Origin of the sequence: Flavobacterium sp. Root186 (genome assembly GCF_001428525.1) — a bacterium.
Taxonomy (GTDB): domain Bacteria; phylum Bacteroidota; class Bacteroidia; order Flavobacteriales; family Flavobacteriaceae; genus Flavobacterium.
In genome coordinates, this window is record NZ_LMHW01000014.1 from 207,405 (window position 1) to 231,173 (window position 23,769).

The window sequence follows — 23,769 nt, forward strand, 5'->3', positions numbered from 1 at the left end:
TTTCCGCCACGAATTCACGAATTTTATTTTGCTGAATCTTTAATTCGTGAATTCGTGGCTAATAATTATTTAATCTTAGCTCGTTCGTATTGTTTTGGCCATTGAATATCGTCGTTTAATTCTTTGGCGAAATCTAAAGGTAAATTTGGATTTCGCAACGATGCTCTGGCAAACAAAATTAAATCGGCCTGATTGTTTTTCAAAATATCCTCGGCTTGGCTGGCTTCGGTAATTAAACCTACGGCACCTGTCAAAATATTAGCTTCCTTTTTAACTTTTTCTGCGAAAGAAACCTGATAACCCGGACCAATGGCAATTTTTTGATACGAAACTAATCCGCCTGACGAAACATCGATTAAATCTACTCCTTTTTCTTTTAATATTTTTGAAAGCTGTACAGATTCTTCAGGATTCCATCCGTTTTCTGCCCAATCTGTAGCTGAAATTCTAACGATTAAAGGCAAATCTGAAGGCCATTCGGTTTGAACAGCTTCTACAATTTCGAGTGTAAAACGGATTCGGTTTTCAAAACTTCCTCCGTATTCATCGGTTCTGATATTAGTTAAAGGCGATAAAAACTGGTGTAGCAAATAACCGTGTGCACCATGAATTTCTACAACCTTATATCCGGCTTTAACTGCTCTTTTTGCCGCTGCTTTAAAATCTGAAATAACTTTTTGGATTCCGTTTTTATCTAAAGCTTCCGGAAGAAATGGTTCTCCGTCATGATACGGAATCGCACTTGCCGAAACTGTCTGCCATCCGCCTTGAGCGATATCTAATTTTTTATTTCCGTTCCAAGGCTCAGAAACACTTGCTTTTCTTCCGGCATGCGCCAGTTGAATTCCGGGAACAGCATTTTGAGAAACAATAAATTCGTTGATTTGTTTTAGTTTTTCGATATGCTCATCTTTCCAGATTCCTAAATCGGCAGGAGAAATTCTGGCTTCGGGAGAAACCGCTGTGGCTTCCTGAATAATTAATCCGGCGCCTCCGCCTGCACGGCTTCCTAAATGAACCAGATGCCAGTCGTTTGCAAATCCGTCAACGGCAGAATATTGGCACATTGGCGAAATAACGATTCTATTTTTTAAGGTGATGTTTTTTAAAGTTAAGGGAGAAAATAATTGTGAAGCCATGTTTGTAACTTTTAATGGTTTTGAACTACCAATAGATATTGACAGCCGTTTAAAAAGTAAAGTTACTGTATCTTGTTAAAACGAGAAATTGAAATGTTTATTAATTAACAAACATTTAAAACCTTATGTATTATATTGCGCTTTCAAATTAAAATAGAAACGCTACTTTTGTGCGTTAAATACGAACTAAAAATACAAAATGGATATAGTTATCAAACTCTCTCAATTTCTATTGAGTTTATCTTTACTTATTATTCTTCACGAATTAGGGCACTTTATTCCTGCCAAATTGTTTAAAACGAGAGTTGAAAAATTTTACTTATTTTTTGATGTTAAATATTCGCTGTTAAAAAAGAAAATTGGCGAAACAGAATACGGAATTGGATGGTTACCGCTTGGAGGTTATGTAAAAATCTCGGGAATGATCGACGAGAGCATGGACAAGGAACAAATGGCGCTTCCGCCGAAACCATGGGAATTTCGTTCTAAACCGGCTTGGCAGCGTTTAATTATTATGCTTGGCGGTGTTACGGTAAATTTTATCCTGGCGTTTATTATATATATAGGAATGGCTTATGCTTATGGCGATACTTATATTGCAAACAAAGACTTAAAAGATGGTCTTTGGATAGATAGTAAAGCGATGGTACATGCAGGATTTAAAACTGGCGATAAGATTATTTCTATTGATGGAGAATCATTAGAAAAAATCGACAATGATTTCCCTCTAAACCTTATTACAGCAAAAAAAGTAATGATATCAAGAGATGGTGTACAAAAAGATATAACCATGCCTGTTGATTTTGCTGATCAAAGAAAAGAAGAAAAAGTACCACCTGCTTTAATGAGGATACCTTTTTACATTGATGCAGTTGATGGTAAGTCTACAAATAAAAATTTAAAATCAGGAGATATTCTTGTTTCACTTAACAATCAGGAAACTAAATATTACGATCAGGCAAAAGTTATACTTGAGGCTAATAAAGGGAAAACTGTTCCGGCTCTCATAATCAGAAACAAAAAAGAACAGCCAATCAATCTTAATATTTCAAAAGAAGGAAAATTAGGAATTGTTTTAGGGCAACTTGACGATGAAATGCTAGCTGAATTAGGATATTATAAAATTACTGAAAAAGAATACACCTTCTTAGAATCGATTCCTGCAGGACTGCAAAGAGGAAAAGACAGATTAGTAGGATATGGAAAACAATTAAAAATGATTTTCAATCCTCAAACAAAAGCTTACAAACAAGTTGGTGGTTTTGCGGCAATTTACAAGATTTTTCCTCCTCATTGGAGCTGGGAAGCTTTCTGGAATATCACCGCTATTTTGTCAATTATGCTTGGAGTTATGAATTTATTGCCAATTCCGGCACTTGACGGCGGACATGTGATGTTTTTATTGTATGAAATTATCAGCGGTAAAAAACCGAGCGATAAATTCTTAGAAAACGCCCAAATGGTTGGTTTCGTATTACTTATCACACTGCTTTTGTTTGCTAACGGAAACGATATTTACAAGGCAATTGTAGGCAAATAAAAATATTTTTTAAAAAGAGTTAAAATATTTTTGAGAAACTAAAAAATCGATTATATTTGCACTCGCTAAAAAGAGCAACAACTTCCTCCTTAGCTCAGTTGGTTAGAGCATCTGACTGTTAATCAGAGGGTCCTTGGTTCGAGCCCAAGAGGGGGAGCAACTTTTTTTAGCAAACATATTTACCTTTAAGGTGATTCCTCCTTAGCTCAGTTGGTTAGAGCATCTGACTGTTAATCAGAGGGTCCTTGGTTCGAGCCCAAGAGGGGGAGCTTAAAAAAAGACGATCAAATGATCGTCTTTTTTTGTTTATACCAGTTTCTTCTCAAAGTTTGTCATTTCATTTCAAACATAGCCCGTGGTCTCAACCACGGGAAACGCGATACAAATTATAAAAAATGTATTACCCAAAAATTGCATCTCCGCGGTTGAAATCGTGGGCTCTGTTTATAAATCCTATTAAATTATTATGGTTTAATTCCGTGCCTATTTTAGGCTTTAGGCACTTATTGGTTCCCGTTTTTGCTTTCAAATAATTTCATCATTTCTTCTCCCTTTTCTTTTTCGTTTGCTGCTTTTAAACATTGTGCATATCTAAAATAATAAATGGTGTCTAAATTTCCATCGAGAGTAAATAACTCTGTGTAATATTTAACGGCGTCTTCAAAATTACTTTCAAAATAGAACTTGTCAGCCACTTTTTTAAGCATGTCTATAGATTCGTACCCTTTGTCTAAAACATTAGCGTAGGTGTTGAGAATATCTATTTTTACAAACTTCTCTGAGTAGGCCGGAGCAGTAACCTCAACTTCGACTGGTTTAATGGTTTCTGCTGCTGCATCGGCCATTGCTTTTGAAGGTAAAATTGTGCTTGCTGTTCTTACTTTTGGTTTTTTATAGATTGGAGTTACCGTTCTCGTATTATTTGGACCGAGATCATTTGTATACACCATATCCAGCTTGGAAACTTCATATTTGGTGGTTCTTTTTCCGAAAGGCATATTGATTACTTCTACAACCAAATACGATTCTATAACACGATCATCTGTTGGTTTGCTGTCAAATTTATAAGGCGCTCTTCGAGTGTCTGCATTTGCTACCATATAATTGGTTTGCTGAGCAAAACCACTTATAGAAAACAAACCGGCAAGAGCCGCAAAATGTAGTAAATATGTTTTCATAAGTAATTAAATTAAAGTTGATTTTCCTTAAAACTCTATATAAAGCTACTGATTTTGTGACGCTTATACATTACTTTGACCGTGAAGTGCTTATAAAAACGATAAAGTGTGCGTTTTGCTTTGTCTGACTGAAAATAGTTTATAACAATAATATTGTTATAAATGGAAATGCATACAACTGTAATTTTAATTCTCTTGATAAAGTTGTGGAACTTTATGGGTGTTTGGTTCAGGCTGAAAAAGATAAGGTTGAGTATTTAGAGAAATTGTTGAAAGGGAAGTAAAATTTCTTTTGAAAAATATATTATTTTATAATAAAAAGAGGCTCTTGTGGAAAGAGCCTCTTTTTTGTTTATTAAGATGCTAATTATTACAAACAACAATAAAAACTTAACATACCTTATTTCACAAACTATATATAATCGCCCAAACTGTCAATTACTCAAACGCCCGCTTTTTAACAAAAAAAATAATTTAATTATAAAAAATTAACTTCTTTACGGGAATCCGTAAAAAAAACACCTTTTTTTATCATATATTTCCTTCGACAAAATTAGATATGAAAATTATTCTATAACATTTTAAGATTTTACAATATGGTGCATATTAAGGATTTGACTTTAGACAATCAAAAAGTAACTGATCTATTTGAAGAAATACGAAATGGCAATACAATACTTTTCCTTGGTGCTGGGGCCTCTGTAACTGATGAGAAAATATATTTAAGCTCTCAATTAATAAAATATTATAGAGATATTCAGAACATATCATACGATACTAATGATATTGTTGATTTTGTTGATAAGATATTTTCTTCTCCAAAATATCAAAGATCCGATTTTGATTCAAAAGTTTCAACTTTTCTAAGAAAATTAAATGTTCAAGATTATCACAAAATACTCACCGATATACCTTGGAATTCTGTCCTTACCACAAATGTCGATTTATTAATTGAAAATGCTTTTGAAAAAGAAGGCAAATTGGAAACATTAAATGTTATTAGAAATAAACAGGAGCTATTAACTCCCAAATTAAGCAATGATTTAAAATACATCAAATTACATGGCTGCATTTCAGATTTAGGTAAATATCCTATTGCATTTTCTAGTAGAGATTTTGAAGAATGCAAAAAATATCATAAACATATCTTTAAAACTATAATTCAAGCTTCTTATAGGGTTAAAATAATATTTATTGGATACTCTTTTAAAGATGAGTTTGGAAAAAGGTTTTTAGATTATGCAACGCAAGAATTAGGAAATAGAGAAATATTTTTAATTGATCCATTCTTAACTGATGAATTTGATGTGAATTTTTATTGGAGTAAGAACATTAATGTTGTTAACGCATTCACAAAAAATTTCTTTGAACTTTATTCTTCTTGGTTTTTAACTAATAATAAACTGATTGTAGATAGAAAACACAATATTTTTAATCTACATGATTCTTTTAAAATTAATTCATATTTGCAACATCAACTTTCTCCATTTTTACTGCCATTAAATGAAAGCTATTTTCAAAAGGAAATTTCGTCTAAAGAATATTATTTAGGAATTGAACCTGATTATGGCATAGTCAATAAAAATTATGATATAATTAAAGAAAAAAAGTTAAAAGATACCATTGAGTTTATCGAACAAAAATTCGAAAGTCAGGGAGATTTATATCCTCTCATTTTTTTAAAAGGAAGCTATGGAACAGGAAAAACTACTTTTACATATAGAGTTATAAAAGAATTAACTGGAAATGATTCAAACATACTTGCTTTCCATTTAACTGATTTAAAAAAATATTCGGAAGCATTTATTAATCAATTAATTATTAGCTTAACTGGTCTTAAAAAATTAATTTTTTTTTCTGATCATTCTGAAATAGATTCAAACTTTAAGGCTATAAGGAATATCAGAGGAAGTTTAAGTTCTAATCAATATCCTGATAAAAAAATAATCTTTCTACAAGCCATAAGAGAAAATACACTTGAAAAATTTAAAAAATTCCATAATCCAGATCTTATTGAGTACAATATCGATAATGAATTAAATCGTGAAGAACTATCTAAACTTGTTGACAAATATTATAACGATGGTCTTATAAAATATAAGGACGCTAAAGAAAAAAATGAAATTCTTTTGCAAATTAAGTCCTTATTTGGCTCTAATGACCAATATCTCTTTTTATTAAAATTCATTGATAATGGCAATCACAAAAAATCATTATTAAAAACTTATAATGATTTATCAGAGGACATGCAAAAAGCCTTTCTATATACCTCTTTATCATATAGATACGGAATTCCTATGCCATCAGGATTACTTCAAAAAATGTTGTCTTTAGATTGGAACAATTTTATTACTGATGTTGTAAAAACTGAAGGATTTGGAATATTGATACAAGAAAAATTAAAACCTGATCATTATTTACTACCTGATTTATATTTTAAAATCAAACATCCGATAATTGCTGATATATTATTAAATGAAAAAACAAAAGACTCTAAACAATTATTCTTATTATACAGAAAATTAATTAACAGTCTTGAAACTAATGAAATATCATGTTATGTAGCAAATAATTTATTGAGATCATTAGGCTTAGAAAAAACATTTGACAAGTCTAATATAAATTTATTATACGATGAAGCTTATAAAATTCTTTCTGATTTCTCACATTTTTGCTTGAGCTATTCTGTTAATCTTCAACACAGAAATACAGAGAAAGAATTATTATTTGCATTAAAAATAGTAAATGATTTAGATGAATATAAAGATAATTCATTTTCAAGAAATTCAAGAATAGTTCATAGAAAAGCTGTATTAAATAGAGAACTTTCTAAATATTACCATAAAGATTCTGAAGTTGAAAAATCAAAAGATTATTTCGATGAAGCACTTGATTTATTTGAAGTTAAATTATCGCTTGATCCAACTACAATTCATAGTTATAAAGATTTAATTGGGATGTTAATTAGTACCTTGAAAAATTGGGAAGACAAACTGTCTGATACTGAAAAAGTTAAAATAGAAATAAGAATAAAAGAACTTTTTACAAAGGCTAAAACTAATCTTCAAGAAGGTTTAAATAACATTTCTAGATTAGAAACACAATTTGTCAAATTGATTGGGGACGTATCAGTAATTAAAGAGCGTATGGACAATCTTATGGAGAATGTAGATACAAAACCATACGCTTTGCTTTTGAAATATGAATTGTTCAAAATAAAACCTATTCTTTTAATTCCTATGCCGGAAGAAAGCGAAATTATTGATGAATTATCTAATTACGATTATTGCTTTGAAGTAGCAAAATTTTTATTCTCCTATTATGGTGAAAGATTAAACATCTATAACTATCGAATTAAATTTTTTAAATTAGTTAAAGACAATAAATCTTTAATTGATTACGAAAAACTAGATTATTACTTCTACACTTTCATTGCAAATGCCCTAAGTCATATGATGCAAGATGCTTGGGATTCTATTAATTCAATAAGAAAAGAATTTCCATATTCTGTTTACAAAAAACAATATTATTGGTTAGAACAGGATTCAAATTTGACTAGAGAATTTACTGGAAAGATAGTGAAGAATGGAAATGATTATTTAATGCTAAAGATTAATGAAATGGGTGGTAATTTAAAAACAAAAATTAATATGAAAAAGTATCAAAATCTTGAATTCACTAAAACATATAAAGCAAATCTATATTTTACATTCACAGGTATCTGGGCAGAAATTCTTGAGTAATTTTATTTTAATAAGTCATAAATCTACATTCATATAACTAAACAAAAAAAGCGCTGCAATCCAAAGATCACAGCGCTTTTCTATTTTCATTAAATACCTTAAACTTCTTAAACCCCTAATTTCTTAGCAATTTCAGCAGGAATTCCTCCTTTGTTTACCATTAAGGCAGTTGTTTTATATTTTACGAAATTTTTGGTTACGAATAAGAAACCTTTGTAGTCGTTTGTTTCTCCCCAAGAATTTTTTACGATATAATATTCTTTTCCGGTTTGATCTTTTGCAAGACCAATAATGTGCATTCCGTGGTCGTCTGTTGTACCATAGTTGTCAAACGCAGCCTGACGCATTTCTGGAGTAATTTCCGGTTCTGCTTTTGGTCCGTTAAACATATCTGCTTTTTCTTCGGCAGTCATGTCGTCAAATTTCTTTGTTGGAACATACGCTACACCGTTTTTCCAGCTAAAGCTTTTCTCGCTTACGTCTGTCGCCCAAGCTACAGTATATCCTTTTTTCAATGCATTGTCGATAACATCTGTCATGTCGTTTACTTTTACGTTGTAAACCTGATCTAAAGACCAGTTGTCCGGCACGGCAAGAACTGTTTTTTGGTAATATGGAGCCGTTGTAAACGAAGACATTTCTACATATTCATCAGGATTAATTCCTACCACTTCTTTAGCAAAAGACTGAGGCGTATAGTTTTTTCCTTTGTAATTGAAGTTATCCGGCACTTTTCCTAAATAAGAATCGATAACAGCAGCATACGCTTTTTGCCAGTTTGGCGTTAATTCTCCGTTTGGATTTTTAACCACTGCAGCCAAAACACCTTCGATAAGCGCAGACATTTCGGCAAATTTATTTTTATCCGTTCCGTAGTTCAAACCTGTGTAAACTTCTCTTGGTACGGTTCCGTATTTTTTGTACATATTAATTACGTCGTGCAGCGAACCTCCATCGCCCAAAGTGATCGCACCGTGCATACGAACATAATTTACTCCTTTGTCAACATACACATTTCTTGCAGAAAAAACCTGAGAAAGCTCAACAGGCTGTTTTCCTAAACGAATCATTTCTGACTCTAAAAATGAGTTTGATGCATAACTCCAGCAAGTTCCTGATGAACCCTGGTTTTTAATCGACGTTGTTCCTAAGTTAACGACCTCAGTGAATTTAAAAGCTTCTTTACTTTTATCACTCGCATTTAGCTTTAAGGAATTTACCAAAATGTCCTGTGCAAAACAGCCGCTTACACCAACTAAAAAAGCAGATGCCGCGAAAACTGATTTCATCGTATTTTTATACATAATCAAAAGATTTAAATAGTTGCCTTATTAGTAGCTTGTATTATATTTTTGTTACAAAACAATTAAATATTCGGTAAATAAACTATTATTTAACAGTTAATGTTTATACAATGTTTTTATTAAACAATTAAATCTTACAAATTATATAAAAACATAATCTGTTTAGAATCAAATCTTTTTCGGTTTTATATTTAAATAAATGGTATTTTGGCTGCTGAAATGCCACGCAATAAACCCCGAAATGTACGAACTCGAAAAAGAGAAATACTTAGGCAATACGAAAAAGAGCTTCAATACCCAGCAGGGAATTGCGGTTGTCGAAACCGAGTATCAAAATAAGGTTTATGAAGGCTGGCACTCGCACAATAACGCGCATATAACGCTTTTCCTGAAAGGCGGAACAACTGAAAAACGAAAAAATTTCAGCGAAACTGTCGGCCCCGGTTCTTTATTGTTTTACCACAGCGACGAACTGCATTTGAATCAGGATACTCTTTTTCCTTCCCGAAACATCAATATCGAAATTGAAGAAAACCTGCTGAAAGAACTTCAAATATCGGAAGCCGTGATTGAAAAATCGGTTCAAAATTCGGCATTTACTAAATTTCTTATTCTAAAGATTTTTAAAGAAACGCTTACTTCTGATACTTTTTCTGCCGATACAATTACAATGCTTTTTTCGCAGATTTCGAATGCTCAAAATCATTTGGAACGATTTGAAAAAAGTCCGTTTTGGGTGAAGAGTTTAGAGGAATTACTGAATGACTGCTGGAACGAAAATCCGAATCTGCATGATTTGGGAGTAGTTTTAAATTTAAATCCGATTACGATTTCCAAACATTTTCCGAAGTATTTTGGCTGTACTTTAGGCGAATACATGCGCCGAATTAAAATAAACCGTTCGCTTTCGCTGATACAATCGCACGAAAGTAATTTAACCGAAATCGCCCTCGAATGCGGATTTGCGGATCAAAGTCATTTTATTAGAACTTTTAAAAGCCAGACGGGATTTCTGCCCAAACAATTCCAAAAATTATAAAGAGGCAAATTTCATTCTATTTTTTGTTTTCAATGCGATTTACCTTTGCTTCAAATTAATAAACCAAACTGAATGGAAACTTTAACTACAAAACAAAAAATATTCAATTTCCCGTTAACCAAAATTATTTTAGGATTAATTGCCTGTCTTTTACTAATTAATGTCGGGCAGGCCATTGCAGGGAAATTATTACTGCAAACTTCTCTTGACAAAGATTATAGAAATCTTATAAAAGGAATTATTGTCTGCGGTTTGGCTTTAACGAGCTATATTGTTTTTTTTAAATATTATGAAAAAAGAGCCATAACAGAATTGGCTTTAAAAGGTCTTGCCAAAAATTTAATCATCGGAATTTTAATTGGTGCGGTTTTACAATCGCTGACTATTTTAGTGATTTACTTTAATGGAGGTTATGAGGTTGTTTCTGTAAACCCTTTTTCGTTTATCATTATTCCGCTTACGATTGCTTTTACCGCTGCTGTTATCGAAGAGATTTTGGTCCGCGGAATCCTTTTTAGAATTATGGAAGAAAAACTGGGAAGTTATGCGGCGCTTATCATTTCGGCTCTAATTTTTGGTGCACTGCATTTGGCAAACGAACACAGTACTTTGCTTTCTGCTTTGTGTATTGCCATTGAAGCCGGATTACTTTTGGGTGCAGCTTTTATTTATACCAGAAATTTATGGTTTCCAATTGCGATTCATTTTGCGTGGAATTTTATGCAGTCGGGAATTTTTGGAGCGATAACATCTGGAAATTCTAAAACCAATAGTTTACTGGTTTCGAAAATTCAGGGTTCTGAATTTATTACCGGAGGAGAATTTGGTCCTGAGGGATCGGTTCAGGCTGTTATTTTTTGCTCTTTGGCTGCCTTTATATTATTGGCCTTGAGCCAAAAAGAGAATAAAATTATTAAGCCTTATTGGGCGAAATAGAAAGTTTTTTTGCCACGAATTTCACTAATTGACACGAATTATATTTGAATTCCCGATAGTTTATCGGGAATTGACTTTTCACAATTCACAACTCACAATTCACAATTATCTCAGCCAATTGCTTCCAAAAACAATATAATACGCCCACTCTTCTGGGCCTTTTGCAACGTCGACACCCATTCTGAGTTTGAATTTTCGGGCTAACAAATACCTGAATCCTGTTCCGTAGCTGTACACAACTGGTTTGGCAAAGGCTTTATCCCAATCGTTAAAAGCACTTGCGAGGCCGCCGTAACCCATTAAACTCCATCTTCGGTACAAATCCCATCTCAATTCGGCTTCGGTAACGATGCTCGTTTTTCCCTGATATCGGGCAGCGGGAATTCCGCGTAAATTAATTCCGGGCAATAGATAAAAAGGCGGACTCCCAAACGCCTGCTCTCCTTCTACCCTAAGCCCGCCAATTAATTTTTTTGTTAAGGGATAATAGCCTATCGCCGATAAATTGACGCGCCATGCATCATAATCGCTCCCTATTGCATCATCTGACCAAAAGAAATCTGACTGTAGCCGGATTCCTTTATCTGGTGTAAATATATTGTCGCGTCCGTCAAACTGAAGTGCCCCTCCCAGCTGACTTATCGTACTTTTAATATCTTTTGGCTGTACAAATGGCGGTGGAAGGTCTACATCTGGCAGATTTATTTTTGAATTTAAAAAAAGATATTGCGGCCCGGCGCTCCATTTGGCATTTCTAAATTGTTTGAGCCATTGTGTATAAAAAATAGTAGACCTGAAATTGAGTTTAAATTCCTGATCTTTTGCATTTGGAATATTATTAGCATAAAATGATAAATTCATATCGCCATAACCTGCCATAACGCGATATAAAATTCTGGAATTGACTAAAGTAGCAGAACGAAAAGCACCAGCCATCCAGCTTTTGTTTTCGGTATACATACCAATTCCTCCCGTTATATCCGGATTTATAAAACGTTTTTTACCATTTTCGTCTACAACCGGCGCACGTTTTTTAAGAAAAACCGGAACGATTGCACCTCCAATTCCACCCAAAGCCGGTTCTGTAATAACGGTTGGAACTACAATAAAACCGTGTGCGTAAATGATATAATTGCTTAAGTCAAAAGCTCCGTCGAGAGAATCTTTTGTTGTAATATGCGGTTTATGGTCCGTTTGTGCGGTTATGTTTTGAAGAGAAAAAAAACACAACGCCAAAATGAAAACTATTTTTTGAAAAAGTTTTCTGTTTTTTATGGAAGTTCCTGAATATGTATTTCTCATTTAAATCAATTTAAAATTTATCGTATTCATTTAAAAAACATCAACTTAGATCATTTTTAGGACTATTCTTTTTTCTCTTTTGCCAGACTGAATACATGGGCAAGTGTTAGGAAAAAAGTATTTCCCTGAAAACGGCTTTCGGCTCCAAATTCTGAAACCCAGCGAAGTCCCGCAGAAGTTTTGCAGCCTATATGAAAATAATTTACCTCGGCACCCAGTCCTCCAATTTTGTCTTTGTCCGGTTCAAGCACCAAATTGCCCGCCGGAATTTTATCGTTTGAAACTTTATATTGCAGGTAATAAATCAAACCTGCGTTTAGTATTCCTGTTGGAGCAGTTTTCTCCGCATTGAGCATATAAAAGGTTTTTCCTAAACCGCCTTCAACACTTAAAATATCTCCGGTTTTTATCTCTGTATCTTTCTTTTTTCCGTTTATTTCGTAAGAGGCTAAAGCAGAAAAATGAAATGTTTTTTTGTCATTAAAAAATACGGTTGTTCCGGCTGAAAATTCATTCATCAACATTCCCAAACCGGCATTATCTGAAGCTCCGGCGGTAAATTTTCCGGTTGGAAGATAAAGCTGATAACTAAAAACAAAATCGGCCCTTTTGTTGTGCCAGCCTAATTGAATGGGCTGTACATACATATCTGTAAAAGCAAGTGAATTTGTTGCATCAAGTGTGTTTCCCTGAATGGTATTTGAAGCAAAGGCTAACAAAATAGTAGCTCCGTAATTAGCCCCTAAAATTTTGAAATCGCTTACATAATTAGCTCCAACTCCGGTTATAAACATGGTAATATCTGGATTTGCAATAGATTCGTCACCGTCTGCATTTCGCAGGGAACCCGCATCATATAAATAACCCGGCACGTAAACGCTTAAAGTATTGGCCGGAGTCTGAGTTCCGGATTGTAATCCCATTGCTCCAAGAATATGACCTCCTTTTAACTGTGCATTTCCTAAGAAACAAACGAACAGAAATAATAAGGAGAATAGTGTTTTTATTGTATGTCTTTGTTTTAATTTCGTTTTCATGGTTTCTTCTTTAAATTAATGAGACTTTACAATCCTTCTTTACAAACTATTTCAATTTGTAGACTGCTTAAAAAAATAAGAACTGCTTTTTTCAGGGTTAATCCTGATTACTCTAAAATATTCTGAAGGAGATTTTCCGGTATGTTTTATAAAAGCCCTAAAACAGGTTGTTCTGGATTTAAAACCAGATGCCCAGGCCATTCCTTCGAGTGAAAGATCTTTCCAGTCTGAATCGTTTATTTTTTCTTTGAAATATTCGATTCGTTTTAAATTTATATAATCCTGAAAATGCAGATTGAATTCAGAATTAATTAAGTTAGAAAGGTTATTTACGGTAATTCCGGTTTCTTCAGAAATATCCCGTATTACTAAGTCTTTCTTTAAAAAGAGTTTTTTAGAGTCGAAAATATTTTCTAGTTTCACCAGATACAGCTGTCGTTTTTCGGGCGTTAACTCTTTTATTATGGGCAGCGAATTTTTAGTTTCCTTTGAAGTATAGGTTCTCAAGTTTTCATTAACAAAATCTAATGTTTCGGTTTCATTTGAATCATAAAAAATCTGGGGTTTAAAATACAGCCAGCCAACCGTAAATATTAAAACAGATGAAATAAGGATGTAGCAAGAGAAATCTACGTTGTCGAAATTATTAATTAAAAAGAAATGCACGAAAAGCGTTGAAAACAAAAACAGTATTGCCAGGTTATAAACCCTGATCCAGTTTAAAATTTTTATTCGCTGCAGATGATTTTCCTTAAATTTTTTAATATCATAATTTAAAATCATCAGAGTCTGACAAAATGCATACATAAGCCAAACGCTGAGACTTAACATTGAAAAAGGATTTTTTGTTTTTACTGAAATATATTCTATCAAATAAATATTGGTGTAATTTCCAATCCAGACTACAATTGTGAGTGAGAAATAAATGAGAAATGGCAAGAAATGAAACCAGTCGTATTTTTTATAAGATGAATTTGGAAATAAAATATTTCGAACGTATAAAAATGCACAGGGAGCTGCTAAAAAAATAAACGATTTTGTAATCATAAACAGATCCGGAAACTCTTTAAAAACATTTGCCGATAAGTAAAAATTATAGACGCTTACAATGGCCAGACTAAACAAAAACAGTCCTAAGAAAAAACTTTTAGAATAATTTTTCTTTGAAAACAGAACCATAAATGAAGTCGCAAAACCTACAATTGTAGCTATAAAAAAGAAAAGCGAAAGTACTATATCGGTCATACGTTTTAAGCTTTAATTAGTTTATTCCTTTTTCTTTGAGAAGTATTTTCAAAGAAAATAAAGTGTGCGATTATAAGCTGTACTTACTAAAATTGAAAGTACAGCCTATTTAAAACAAGTAGTTTTATGCTATTTTTTTACTGCGCCGGGAGGAAATCCTTCTAAGATTTTTTTGATAGAACTATTTATAAATTCCTCAGGATTATCTGGTTTATTGTCAATTTGAGCATTTCCAATCCCCTGCCAAAGTAATTTTTGTGTTTTCGTAGAAACTATATCTATGACCAGCGAACCGTCAACATAATCATAACTATTAAATGTCGTGGTACCGCCGCCCATCATAGCTCCACCTCCCCAATATCCGTAAGGGCGATACATTCCACCGTAACCGTAGAAATTAGAATCGGCTGTAACTTGTGTTTTATTTTTTAAGATAGAAACTGCGTTTACTTTTAAATCAGGATTTGAACTTTCTGTAAATCCTTTTGCAATCATTTCAGCACGAATTGCTTTTGATACCCGATCTACATTTAATTGATTTACCTGGCCTTCCTGTGCTTTTAAATCATAAACTGCAAAGGTTTTGTATTCACTAAAATTTGCAGAGTGATCATAATCTGTTGTAACCTTAACTGTTGGGGAACAGCCGTAAATTAAACCCAAAAACAAAATTGGGATGATGCTAAGATTTGTTCTTTTAATATTCATTTTGTAGAATTTAAATTATTGATTAATTACTTAACTGAAAATTATTAATTCTGAAAAATCTTGAATGAACGATTAAGGGGGATGATATTGCGTAAGCTAAACTCAATTATCTACATAACAGCATTTTAACAAACATTCAAAGATAATCATTTTATTTAATTGATTATAGTATTTAGCAAAAAATTCTTACTTATTGGTAATTGCTTTATTTATCTTGCAGAAAATCATATTTCTGCAGAAACAGGCAGTTTCCCATCTTTTATGGCTTTAATCATTTTGTTGTAATCTAACTCATTTTGATCTGCATATAAAATGGAAAATTTCGAAACTGCATGGGCAAATTCATTACTATTACCAATATATCCGGATAATAGCGAAGGATCTCCAGAACGTGCATGAGCTCTTGCAAGTGCCCATCCGCAGGCTTTGGCATAATCTATCAGGTTTTGTTCTTTCATTATTTCAAGAATGGGTTTGACTTTTGCATCACGAAGCTGGCGGATGTAAAAAAATCTTCCTTTATCATCATTTGTCCATCCTAAAAACATATCTGAAGCCGATTGCATCAATTTTTGTCCCATTACTATTCTTTCACCCTGGTGACTGTATCTGTTTTTTGTTTTTATATGCTGTTCTAATACGCTTTGTCGCGCTTCTTTAAACTGTAAAAAAATAGGTTCGCCTGTAGCCGACATTAACAAACTGATTCCGCAGAGTGTTCCCACACTTCCTACACCTACAACCTTTATCGCAATGTCATGTAATGAATATCTGCTCAGTAAAATTTGCTTATCGTGTGTTAGGGATTTCATGTATCTTTTATGAATGACCTCAGCTTCCTTTAAAATTTGCTTTTCTTCATTTCCTGTCGGATGATAAATCAAAGGCGGTTCATCTTTTATTTTGGCCCGAACTCCATCCTGATATGTCATTTTTGCAAATTCTTTTTCATGCGCGGTATATTCTGCTGCTTTTTTTATTCGTTTTTGATGAAATTCTTTTATTTCTTCATCTTTTCCAAGTTCGATAAGATCTGCCAGATCAATATCGGCATACCAAATTTGAAGTGCCGATAATTTGCTGTATTCCAACATATGCCTTTTATAACTATCGGCCACATGCCAGGCAAATTCTTTATTGCTTTTATTAGAAAATTTCAGCCATCTTCCTGCAATGGCAAAACTTGCGGCTAAACGCTTTACATCCCATTCCCACGGGCCTTGAAAAGTTTCATCAAAATCATTAATATCAAAAACCAATTTACGTTCCGGCGTAGCAAAACCTCCAAAATTCATTAAATGACAATCACCGCAAAGCTGTAAATCGATTCCTGTATTTGAAGTTTGTACCAAATCTGCAGCCATAATTGCGGCGGCTCCGCGAAAGAATGCAAAAGGCGATTCCATCATTCTCCTGTATCGAATGGGCAATAAATTTTCCATTCTCCCAATACTGGTTTTTATCAGAATATCAATAGGATCTTCCCGATTTTCAGATGGATTCCATTCGGCATGACTGGAACGGGGCACTAATTTTCTAATCGCAGCACCTTTATCAAAGCGCGCTGCTTTTGATGCTGCCGGATTAAATAAATTTTCGCCCTTATCTTCGAATATCCCGGTCATAAAAAAGTTTTTATTTCACTTCTTTAATATCATCCATTTTCCAGCTTTTATCAAAATAAGCCTTAGTTGGTCCATAAAAACGCATATAGGTAAACCAGTGTTTGCCTGGTAAAGTCTGTACCCAGTTTTTCTCTTTTCCGGCTGGTGCTTTTGGCCCAAAATACAAATCAACAGAACCATCGGCGTTTTTAATTAAATCCTTACGGGAAGATAAATCGGCATTTTTTTGAGGATTATCAATCAGACATCGGGTTGCCACATCATACACAGTAATCGACCAGAAATTTACAGCCGGCGGATTTGCGGGAACATTTAAAGTGTAATTTTTCCCTCCGTCTAACCAGTTTCCATTATTATCAAAATAAGAACCTAAATACGCCTGACCCACATTTGGAATTTTAGTAATCATTGCTTTCGAATACGTCACCGCTTCATAGAAATAAGAAGTTCTTTCGAAAAATTCATCATAATTATCAGCGTGCTGTGAAGGATCTTTTATAATCATCACATAATCCCATTTTTTATCCGGCCAGTGTTTTACGTCTTTAAAACGTTTTTCGAATGAATTTGCCATTGCCATTTGCTGTCCTTTTTCGGCAGCAGCAATTAAAATTTTCTTCTGGCGTTCATCCGGATTAAAAGGTTTTCCTTTTTCTATACCTAAATTTCTAAGCCACGCCATAAAAAAACGATCACGCTCTTCTACAGGTTCATTTTGTAAAATAGCATGAAGACGTTCCCAATATGCAATTCCGGTTGGCTGAATTCCGTACCATTTTTTTCCTGCCGGCGGACTAACTACCTTTGTTGGCGTTGGATTAGCGCGCTTATCATAAGGGTAAATTTTTACCTGTTTAACCAATGTTTCTGTCACTTTTGGATCTGGATCTAAAGCTCTAAAACCAAAAAACATATTCACCGTACTACACGGAACTATAAAATATCCGGCTGGTTTAAAATCTTTCATAGTTGGAGGAACCAAAATGTATTTTCCTCCTTTTCCTTTATCAGGTCCCATTTCTCCGATAACAGCTTGTTCTCTTTGCCAAAAATCTCCTAAACCACCGGCAGTATGTCCGGCAGGCATTTCGATAACCGTTGGGCCATTTGCTGCAAGGTCTATAAATGACATGATATAAGGTGTTGTTGCATTACCCGTTAAAATTCCCAAACGATCATTATAGGTGTTATAAAAAACCAGATCATTACTGGATGCATTAAATGTTTTATAATGAATTTGCTGCCATTCGGCGAAAGCCACAATCGGTAATCCCCACAAATAACATTGCGTTGCCTGTTGAAAATCCATTTCGTCAAATAATTTCGGAATGGATTCTTTTGATGGCAATTCTCCATCCATTTTTATTTCAGATCCAGAAGTTGAAACTGATGTTAAAGCACCGTTTTCTGTTTCTGCTTTTTTACATCCAAAAATTAAAATGAGAGATGAAAATGCGATAATAAAGAGCGTTTTGTTTTTCATATATGCTGTCATTTTTAAATTTATTTAACTTCCTCAACATCATCCATTTTCCAATTTTTATCAAAAAACCCTTTTTCAGGCCCATAAAAACGAGCTAACAATTCAAATTTCTTTTTTGGATCTGTCGGCACCCAATTTGCTTCTTTTCCTTCCGGAGCTTTTGCGCCAAAATAAAGATCTACAGAACCGTCAGCATTTTTTTGAAGTCCCGGCGTTGTCGAAGCACGACTAGAATATTTCATACCGGGAATCAAAGCGTGCGTTTCACGATCATAGGCCGTGATGGACCAATATAATTTTACTGGAACTTTGGCCGGTAAATGAAGTTTATACAATTTTGAACCATCAAACTGCTGTCCGCTATTATCTTTAATTGTCATTAAATAAAATTGCCCTGTACCGAGTTTTTTAGCGCTAAAATAGGCCATAGAGTAACTTATCGCTCTTTCATCAACAGGATAAAGACCAGGAACGGTATAATTTGCCATAATAGCTTTCACTACATCTGGCGAGGCAGGTAATGCCCAGTTTGTTCCTTCGTAAAAAGGCGGTGTAAATATTTTTTCATACTTGCTGTCAATCCAGCTGTGTGCCACTTTAATTGCGGCATTTAGGATTTCTTGTTTTCTGGCATCGGCCTGGAACGTTTTTCCTTTTTCTATTCCGATGGATTTTAATTGATCGACCATTACGAGATCTCGTTCCAGCCAAGGTTCTCTCTGCACGAACTGATTCAGTACTTCGAAAAAATGAAAATTATACGGAATGGTGTTGCTAAAATCAAGATTTATCAAATCAACGAAAGTCGTCGCCGGCGGATTATCGGCTTGAGAAAGCGGATATATTTTTACTTTTTTTCCGTATTCGACAGCTCTTTTCACATCATTTGGACTTCCATCTGTTAAATTGGAGCGAAGTATGGCAAATCCTGTATACGTTGCTGATGGCATTGGAATATATCCTAACGGTACAGCGTCTTTATAATTTGGTGGTAAAATAAGATATTTACCTCCTTTTCCCTTGTCTACACCTGCGGGGCCAACATCTTCAATTGCGGTTTGCCACCCATCATCTAAACTACCTGTTAAAGAAGAAACTCCTTCGACTGGCGGAATTTCTAAAACAACTGGTCCCTGTCTGGTATCATACAGTGGATTTACATAAATCACATCTGGATTTGGCGTCAAGGTTTGGTTTTTTGAACTTATAAGCCCCGACCAAAAAACAATTTGATTGTATTCTCCTTTTGCTTTTATAAGACCTTCGTGCAGCAACTCTGAATTAACTGCAGGCATTCCCCAAATTACAGCTTCGATTGCACGATTGTAAATGAGTTGTTCCTCAAAATTTGCAGGTTTAAATGCATTTGTTTGAGTCGTATCAGTGACAATTGTTGTTTCATTTTTTTTTGTAGAATTAGTACAAGACCACAACGTGCAAATGACTGCAATTAATAACATTTTTGATTTCATAAATCTTATTTTTAAGGATGAAAAAAAGAAGTAATGTTTGTTCTTAAGAGCCCGGAAATACAAAAGCCACAACCGCTCTTAATCCCCAATCTGGTCTTATATCTGAATGACCTACAATTGGTATTAAGGGCATAACAGCAAATTGCATGGTCTGGCCTCCTAATTTTGTAATGGCTCCAACATTTGGACTAAGCGTAATGAGTGTTGTATTTCCTTCCCAGTTTTGTGTAATCTCTGAAGTAATGCCTAAACTTGCACCACTTTTGTAACTATGAGTTAAAAATATCTGGGTGTAAAACTGATTGAAATCGGCACGATCTTCATTTCCTGCGACTGACCATATCTGATTCGCAATGAACCCTATAGAAAGTCCTTTTCCCTGATGCATAACCAAAACACTTGGCCCTACTCCAAATTTTTCTGTTCCCAGAAACTTTTCTGTAGCTGTTGGCACTAAAAAAGCAGGACCAACTCCCAAAATAATTCCCTTTGTTTTAGGGGCAAAAAATGCTGTTACGGTTGCATCGCTTAAACCAAATTCATGGGTGTTTTCTCCAATAACATCCTGCTGATCTACAACCGGAAGAATATATCGTGTAATTAAATTTAGATTATCACTCAATTTAAAAGGAATGACAGGCTGAATATTTATTTGGTATTTTGATCCATTGTACGGACCAATTCCATAAGTTAAATTATTCTGTAAAGGAACGCTGATCAAGCTCGCAACCGGATTGGCTAATTTGTCTGCCAGTTCCTGAGCACTAGCTCCGGCTTTTGGCTCTTCTTGTGCGAAAGCTGAAAGACCAATAAGAAAATAAACTACGCTCAAAAAGAATTTGACTTTTGTAAAGGAGTGGCTCTGTTCCATAATAGATTTTGATTTAAAATATTTGTTTTGAAAAATCAAAATGAAACAATCTTTAATAGTAAAAATTGTTTCATCTCAATCCTAACTAATTCAAATTATTTATTTTGGAAATATAGTTTTCCAATCATCTTTCATACTGATTACATGGTATTTATATTTAGCAGCAGTGCTTAATGATAAATTATCTTTTTCCTGATAATTGAATTCTCTGATAGAATCGTTATGGTTTACTATCATTTGAAAAGAAGGATATTTGCTTCCCGAAGAATATCGTAACATGGCAAGATCTCCAGCTCCGCCTTCATTTCCACAGGCAAAAACAGGTCTTTGACCAATGTGCAATTGTATGCCAACAGGCTTACCAACTTTATCATCAAAAAGATCTAAAGCAGGTTCTCTTTTAATAGAATTTGTTGCATCGTCAAAAGTATATTTGAAAGAAGTTCCCACAACTTGTTCTTTTGGAATTCCGTAGAAATCAGCTGATATTGCTCGTACTAATTCGATCGTTCCACCGGTTACTATGAAAGTTTTGAAACCATTTGCGCGCAAATAATTCAAAAGCTCCAATTGTGGCTGGTATCTGATTTGTTTTAGGGGAACATTTTTACCAGGATATTGGGCACCAGCAAAAAACTCTTTTGCAGAAGCTTCAAACTCATCTTCGGTCATGCCTGTGTGCGTTACGGCAACCAATTCTATTAAAGCTTTATCTCCTCCTTTTTCAAAAAAAGTTTTGTCTTTTTCGACTACTGCTTTAAAAGGCTGTTTTTGTGCTAGAGCAGGATTTTTTTCGATCATTTTTTTTACTCTGTAAAAAGCAAATAATTCCTGAACATAAGGTTTTTCAGCCCAGAGTGTTCCATCGTTGTCAAAGGTTGCGATTCTGTTTTCAACCGGAATAAAATCAGGGCTGCCTTCTTTTGTTACTTTGGTAACATAAGCTATAATATCGCTTTTGAGTGCTCCATCGTTCCAGCTTGGTAATGGATCTCCGCTGGCTGCAACTGTTGCTGTACTATCCTGAGAATTAGTATTTGTAACAGTATCCGTTTTTTTACAAGAAACAAGAAACAATAAAAACAGCGGCATTATATATATTTTTCTATACATGATAATACTATTTAATTGAAAAGAAACAGGACTATTTAAAATCCTGTTTCTTCAGTGTTATTTATTTTTTCTTTTTTGAATCTGTTTCTTCCTCTTTTAACTTAGGAAGCACATTTTTCTCTATATATTTTTGTGCTTTAATATCTTTCATCGCTTCTTCCATGATAGTGTATGCAGAGAAACTTGGAGGAATTGATCTTGGAGGATATTCTTTGAATGTTTCAGCAAATACAACTACATCTTGTATTACTCCATATACTGACCCGACATGATTCATAATCCAATCCCAATAGGTATTAGATGTAAAATCAGCTCTTTCAAAAGGGTCCTGATACAAATTGAACATCTTTTGTAAACGTAATTTCGTAAAAGGTTCTGCCCAGACTCCCATAGTTCCCGCCAAGCGTTGTTCTGCAAAAACATATTTATAATCGCCTTCTCTCAAACCAACCAATAAGCCATCGTCATCTGTATAGAAGAACTTATCTCTGGCACTTTTTTGTGTTTTGCCACGTAAAAAATCACTTTGATCAAAACCATCTAAATGTACTTTGTACGTTTTTCCGTTTGCACTATAACCTTTTAAAAGTTTGTTCGTTAAATCAGGTTCTCCTGCAATTGATGCTAAAGTCGGCATCCAGTCATTGTGAGACATTAATTCAGTTGTAATTTGTCCTGGTTTAATTACTCCTGGCCAACGTACTATACATGGAACACGGAACGCACCTTCCCAATTGGTATTTTTTTCTGAGCGGAAAGGTGTCATTGCACCGTCAGGCCATGTATTCATGTGAGGGCCGTTATCAGTAGAATAAATTACAATAGTATTGTCTGCAATTCCAAGTTCATCTAATGCTTTTAAAATACTTCCGATAGTTTCGTCATGTTCAATCATACCATCGATATATTCACTGTCTCCATGCGTATATCTTCCTCTATGTTCTGCTCTTACGTGCGTACGAAGGTGCATACGAGTAGCATTGAACCAACAGAAAAAAGGTTTTCCTGCCGCATTTTGTCTTTTGATAAAATCAATAGCCGCTGCTGATGTTTCATCGTCTACAGTTTCCATTCTTTTTTTAGTAAGAGGTCCTGTATCTTCTATTCTTTGTTTTCCAACTCTCCCAAATCGAGGATCTGTAGTTGCATCATCCGAATTTGTTGCAGTACATTTTAATACTCCTCTAGGTCCAAATTTTTTCAAATATTCGGGATCTTTAGGATAATCAGGCAATTCTGGTTCTTCTTCAGCATTTAAATGGTACAGGTTTCCAAAAAATTCATCAAAACCATTTACTGTTGGTAAGCTTTCGTTGCGATCACCAACGTGATTTTTACCAAATTGTCCTGTTACATAGCCGAGACTTTTCATAATTCCTCCTATAGAAGGATCTAACTGACTCATACCCATAGGTGCTCCTGGGAAACCTACTTTTGTAAGTCCGGTTCTAAGACCGTGCTGCCCAGTTAAAAAAGCAGCACGCCCGGCAGTACAGCTTTGTTCTCCATAATAGTGCAGAAACCGTAAGCCTTCATTGGCTAAACGGTCAATATTGGGCGTCGTATATCCCATAATGCCGTCACTATAAGCACTAATATTGGTAGTTCCAATATCATCACCCCATAATACTAAAATGTTGACTTTTTTATTCTGAGCTTTCACCTGAACAATTGTGAAGCATACTAATGCAAAAAACATTATGGCATTTCTAAATTTACTTTGTTTCATGGTAATAAGATTTGTTAATAATTCGTTTGTATAATAGTTTTATGTAAAATCGAACTACAATTTCCTGCTTAAATAGTGCAGGGAAGCAACCTGTATTGAAAGCAATTTTCTTAGAACATATTTGCTGTGTACATTGGAGGAATTTGCAACAGCAATTTTTTAACGTTTTGTTAAGTATCTCAAAATTAAGTAATAAAAAGGCGAATTATCCTATTTTTAAGGCTTTACGTTGTTGCAAATTATAACTTGCAACATAAAAAAGGTTTTATTTTGCTCCATGACGTTGCAAATTATAATTTGAAACA

At 34.1% G+C, this 23,769-nt stretch carries 17 protein-coding genes, 2 tRNA genes and 1 pseudogene; 7 read left to right on the forward strand and 13 right to left on the reverse strand.

All coding sequences use genetic code 11. The features are described 5' to 3' along the window. Nucleotides 1-65: 65 nt before the first annotated feature. Nucleotides 66-1,139, reverse strand: coding sequence for an NADH:flavin oxidoreductase/NADH oxidase (locus tag ASD98_RS17780; RefSeq protein ID WP_056206951.1), 1,074 nt, complete (start codon nucleotides 1,137-1,139; stop codon nucleotides 66-68). Between the two features lie 199 nt (nucleotides 1,140-1,338). Here ASD98_RS17780 and rseP point away from each other — a divergent pair, with 199 nt between their 5' ends. The 3 genes from rseP (at nucleotide 1,339) to ASD98_RS17795 (ending at nucleotide 2,948) form a co-directional block, all read left to right on the forward strand. Continuing rightward, nucleotides 1,339-2,679 carry an RIP metalloprotease RseP gene (rseP, locus tag ASD98_RS17785; protein ID WP_056206953.1) on the forward strand — a complete coding sequence of 447 codons (1,341 nt, stop codon included), beginning with the start codon at nucleotides 1,339-1,341 and terminating at the stop codon, nucleotides 2,677-2,679. Nucleotides 2,680-2,762: 83 nt separating this feature from the next. Then, a tRNA-Asn gene (locus ASD98_RS17790) sits at nucleotides 2,763-2,836 on the forward strand. A 38-nt stretch (nucleotides 2,837-2,874) separates the two neighbouring features. Then, nucleotides 2,875-2,948 (forward strand) — tRNA-Asn (locus ASD98_RS17795). A gap of 234 nt (nucleotides 2,949-3,182) precedes the next feature. Here ASD98_RS17795 and ASD98_RS17800 read toward each other — a convergent pair. After that, a complete protein-coding gene (locus ASD98_RS17800; protein ID WP_056206955.1) occupies nucleotides 3,183-3,857 on the reverse strand; it encodes a hypothetical protein in 675 nt (224 codons plus the stop codon). Nucleotides 3,858-4,027: 170 nt separating this feature from the next. On the opposite strand from ASD98_RS17800, the pseudogene ASD98_RS24440 reads away from it, so the two are divergent. Beyond that, a pseudogene (locus tag ASD98_RS24440) lies at nucleotides 4,028-4,141 on the forward strand (transcriptional regulator); the annotation flags it as partial. Between the two features lie 312 nt (nucleotides 4,142-4,453). Further along, a complete protein-coding gene (locus tag ASD98_RS17805; RefSeq protein WP_056206956.1) occupies nucleotides 4,454-7,600 on the forward strand; it encodes an SIR2 family protein in 3,147 nt (1,048 codons plus the stop codon). A gap of 107 nt (nucleotides 7,601-7,707) precedes the next feature. On the opposite strand, the gene ASD98_RS17810 is transcribed toward ASD98_RS17805, so the two are convergent. Next, nucleotides 7,708-8,904 carry an aminopeptidase C gene (locus ASD98_RS17810; RefSeq protein WP_056206958.1) on the reverse strand — a complete coding sequence of 399 codons (1,197 nt, stop codon included), beginning with the start codon at nucleotides 8,902-8,904 and terminating at the stop codon, nucleotides 7,708-7,710. A 241-nt stretch (nucleotides 8,905-9,145) separates the two neighbouring features. Between ASD98_RS17810 and ASD98_RS17815 the strand changes: the two genes are divergently transcribed. Both ASD98_RS17815 and ASD98_RS17820 read left to right on the forward strand, forming a co-directional pair. Then, the gene (locus tag ASD98_RS17815; RefSeq protein ID WP_157849159.1) at nucleotides 9,146-9,943 is read left to right on the forward strand and encodes a helix-turn-helix transcriptional regulator; all 798 of its coding nucleotides are present in this window, start codon (nucleotides 9,146-9,148) and stop codon (nucleotides 9,941-9,943) included. Nucleotides 9,944-10,015: 72 nt separating this feature from the next. After that, the gene (locus ASD98_RS17820) at nucleotides 10,016-10,879 is read left to right on the forward strand and encodes a CPBP family intramembrane glutamic endopeptidase (protein ID WP_056206963.1); all 864 of its coding nucleotides are present in this window, start codon (nucleotides 10,016-10,018) and stop codon (nucleotides 10,877-10,879) included. 105 nt (nucleotides 10,880-10,984) lie between these two features. Here the strand turns inward: ASD98_RS17820 and ASD98_RS17825 are convergent, their stop codons facing one another. The 10 genes from ASD98_RS17825 to ASD98_RS17870 all read right to left on the reverse strand — a co-directional run bounded on the left by ASD98_RS17825 (nucleotide 10,985) and on the right by ASD98_RS17870 (nucleotide 23,464). Further along, nucleotides 10,985-12,181 carry a BamA/TamA family outer membrane protein gene (locus ASD98_RS17825; protein WP_056206965.1) on the reverse strand — a complete coding sequence of 399 codons (1,197 nt, stop codon included), beginning with the start codon at nucleotides 12,179-12,181 and terminating at the stop codon, nucleotides 10,985-10,987. A 62-nt stretch (nucleotides 12,182-12,243) separates the two neighbouring features. Then, entirely contained in the window at nucleotides 12,244-13,218 is a 975-nt protein-coding gene (locus ASD98_RS17830) for a transporter (protein WP_056206967.1), read from the reverse strand. Between the two features lie 51 nt (nucleotides 13,219-13,269). After that, nucleotides 13,270-14,463, reverse strand: a complete 1,194-nt coding sequence (locus ASD98_RS17835) for an AraC family transcriptional regulator (protein ID WP_056206969.1) — start codon at nucleotides 14,461-14,463, stop codon at nucleotides 13,270-13,272. 129 nt (nucleotides 14,464-14,592) lie between these two features. Further along, nucleotides 14,593-15,171 (reverse strand): DUF4136 domain-containing protein, encoded by a 579-nt coding sequence (locus ASD98_RS17840; protein WP_056206970.1) that lies wholly within the window; start codon nucleotides 15,169-15,171, stop codon nucleotides 14,593-14,595. 224 nt (nucleotides 15,172-15,395) lie between these two features. Further along, complete coding sequence (locus ASD98_RS17845) at nucleotides 15,396-16,796, reverse strand: DUF2252 domain-containing protein (protein WP_056206972.1); 1,401 nt, start codon at nucleotides 16,794-16,796, stop codon at nucleotides 15,396-15,398. Nucleotides 16,797-16,806: 10 nt separating this feature from the next. Further along, nucleotides 16,807-18,279 carry a DUF1254 domain-containing protein gene (locus tag ASD98_RS17850; protein ID WP_056207427.1) on the reverse strand — a complete coding sequence of 491 codons (1,473 nt, stop codon included), beginning with the start codon at nucleotides 18,277-18,279 and terminating at the stop codon, nucleotides 16,807-16,809. A gap of 20 nt (nucleotides 18,280-18,299) precedes the next feature. After that, nucleotides 18,300-19,751, reverse strand: a complete 1,452-nt coding sequence (locus tag ASD98_RS17855) for a DUF1254 domain-containing protein (RefSeq protein ID WP_082577885.1) — start codon at nucleotides 19,749-19,751, stop codon at nucleotides 18,300-18,302. Nucleotides 19,752-19,794: 43 nt separating this feature from the next. Beyond that, nucleotides 19,795-20,622 carry a hypothetical protein gene (locus ASD98_RS17860; protein ID WP_056206974.1) on the reverse strand — a complete coding sequence of 276 codons (828 nt, stop codon included), beginning with the start codon at nucleotides 20,620-20,622 and terminating at the stop codon, nucleotides 19,795-19,797. 99 nt (nucleotides 20,623-20,721) lie between these two features. Continuing rightward, nucleotides 20,722-21,735, reverse strand: coding sequence for an HAD family phosphatase (locus tag ASD98_RS17865; protein ID WP_056206976.1), 1,014 nt, complete (start codon nucleotides 21,733-21,735; stop codon nucleotides 20,722-20,724). 61 nt (nucleotides 21,736-21,796) lie between these two features. Next, nucleotides 21,797-23,464 (reverse strand): arylsulfatase, encoded by a 1,668-nt coding sequence (locus tag ASD98_RS17870; RefSeq protein ID WP_056206978.1) that lies wholly within the window; start codon nucleotides 23,462-23,464, stop codon nucleotides 21,797-21,799. Between the last annotated feature and the right edge of the window lie 305 nt (nucleotides 23,465-23,769).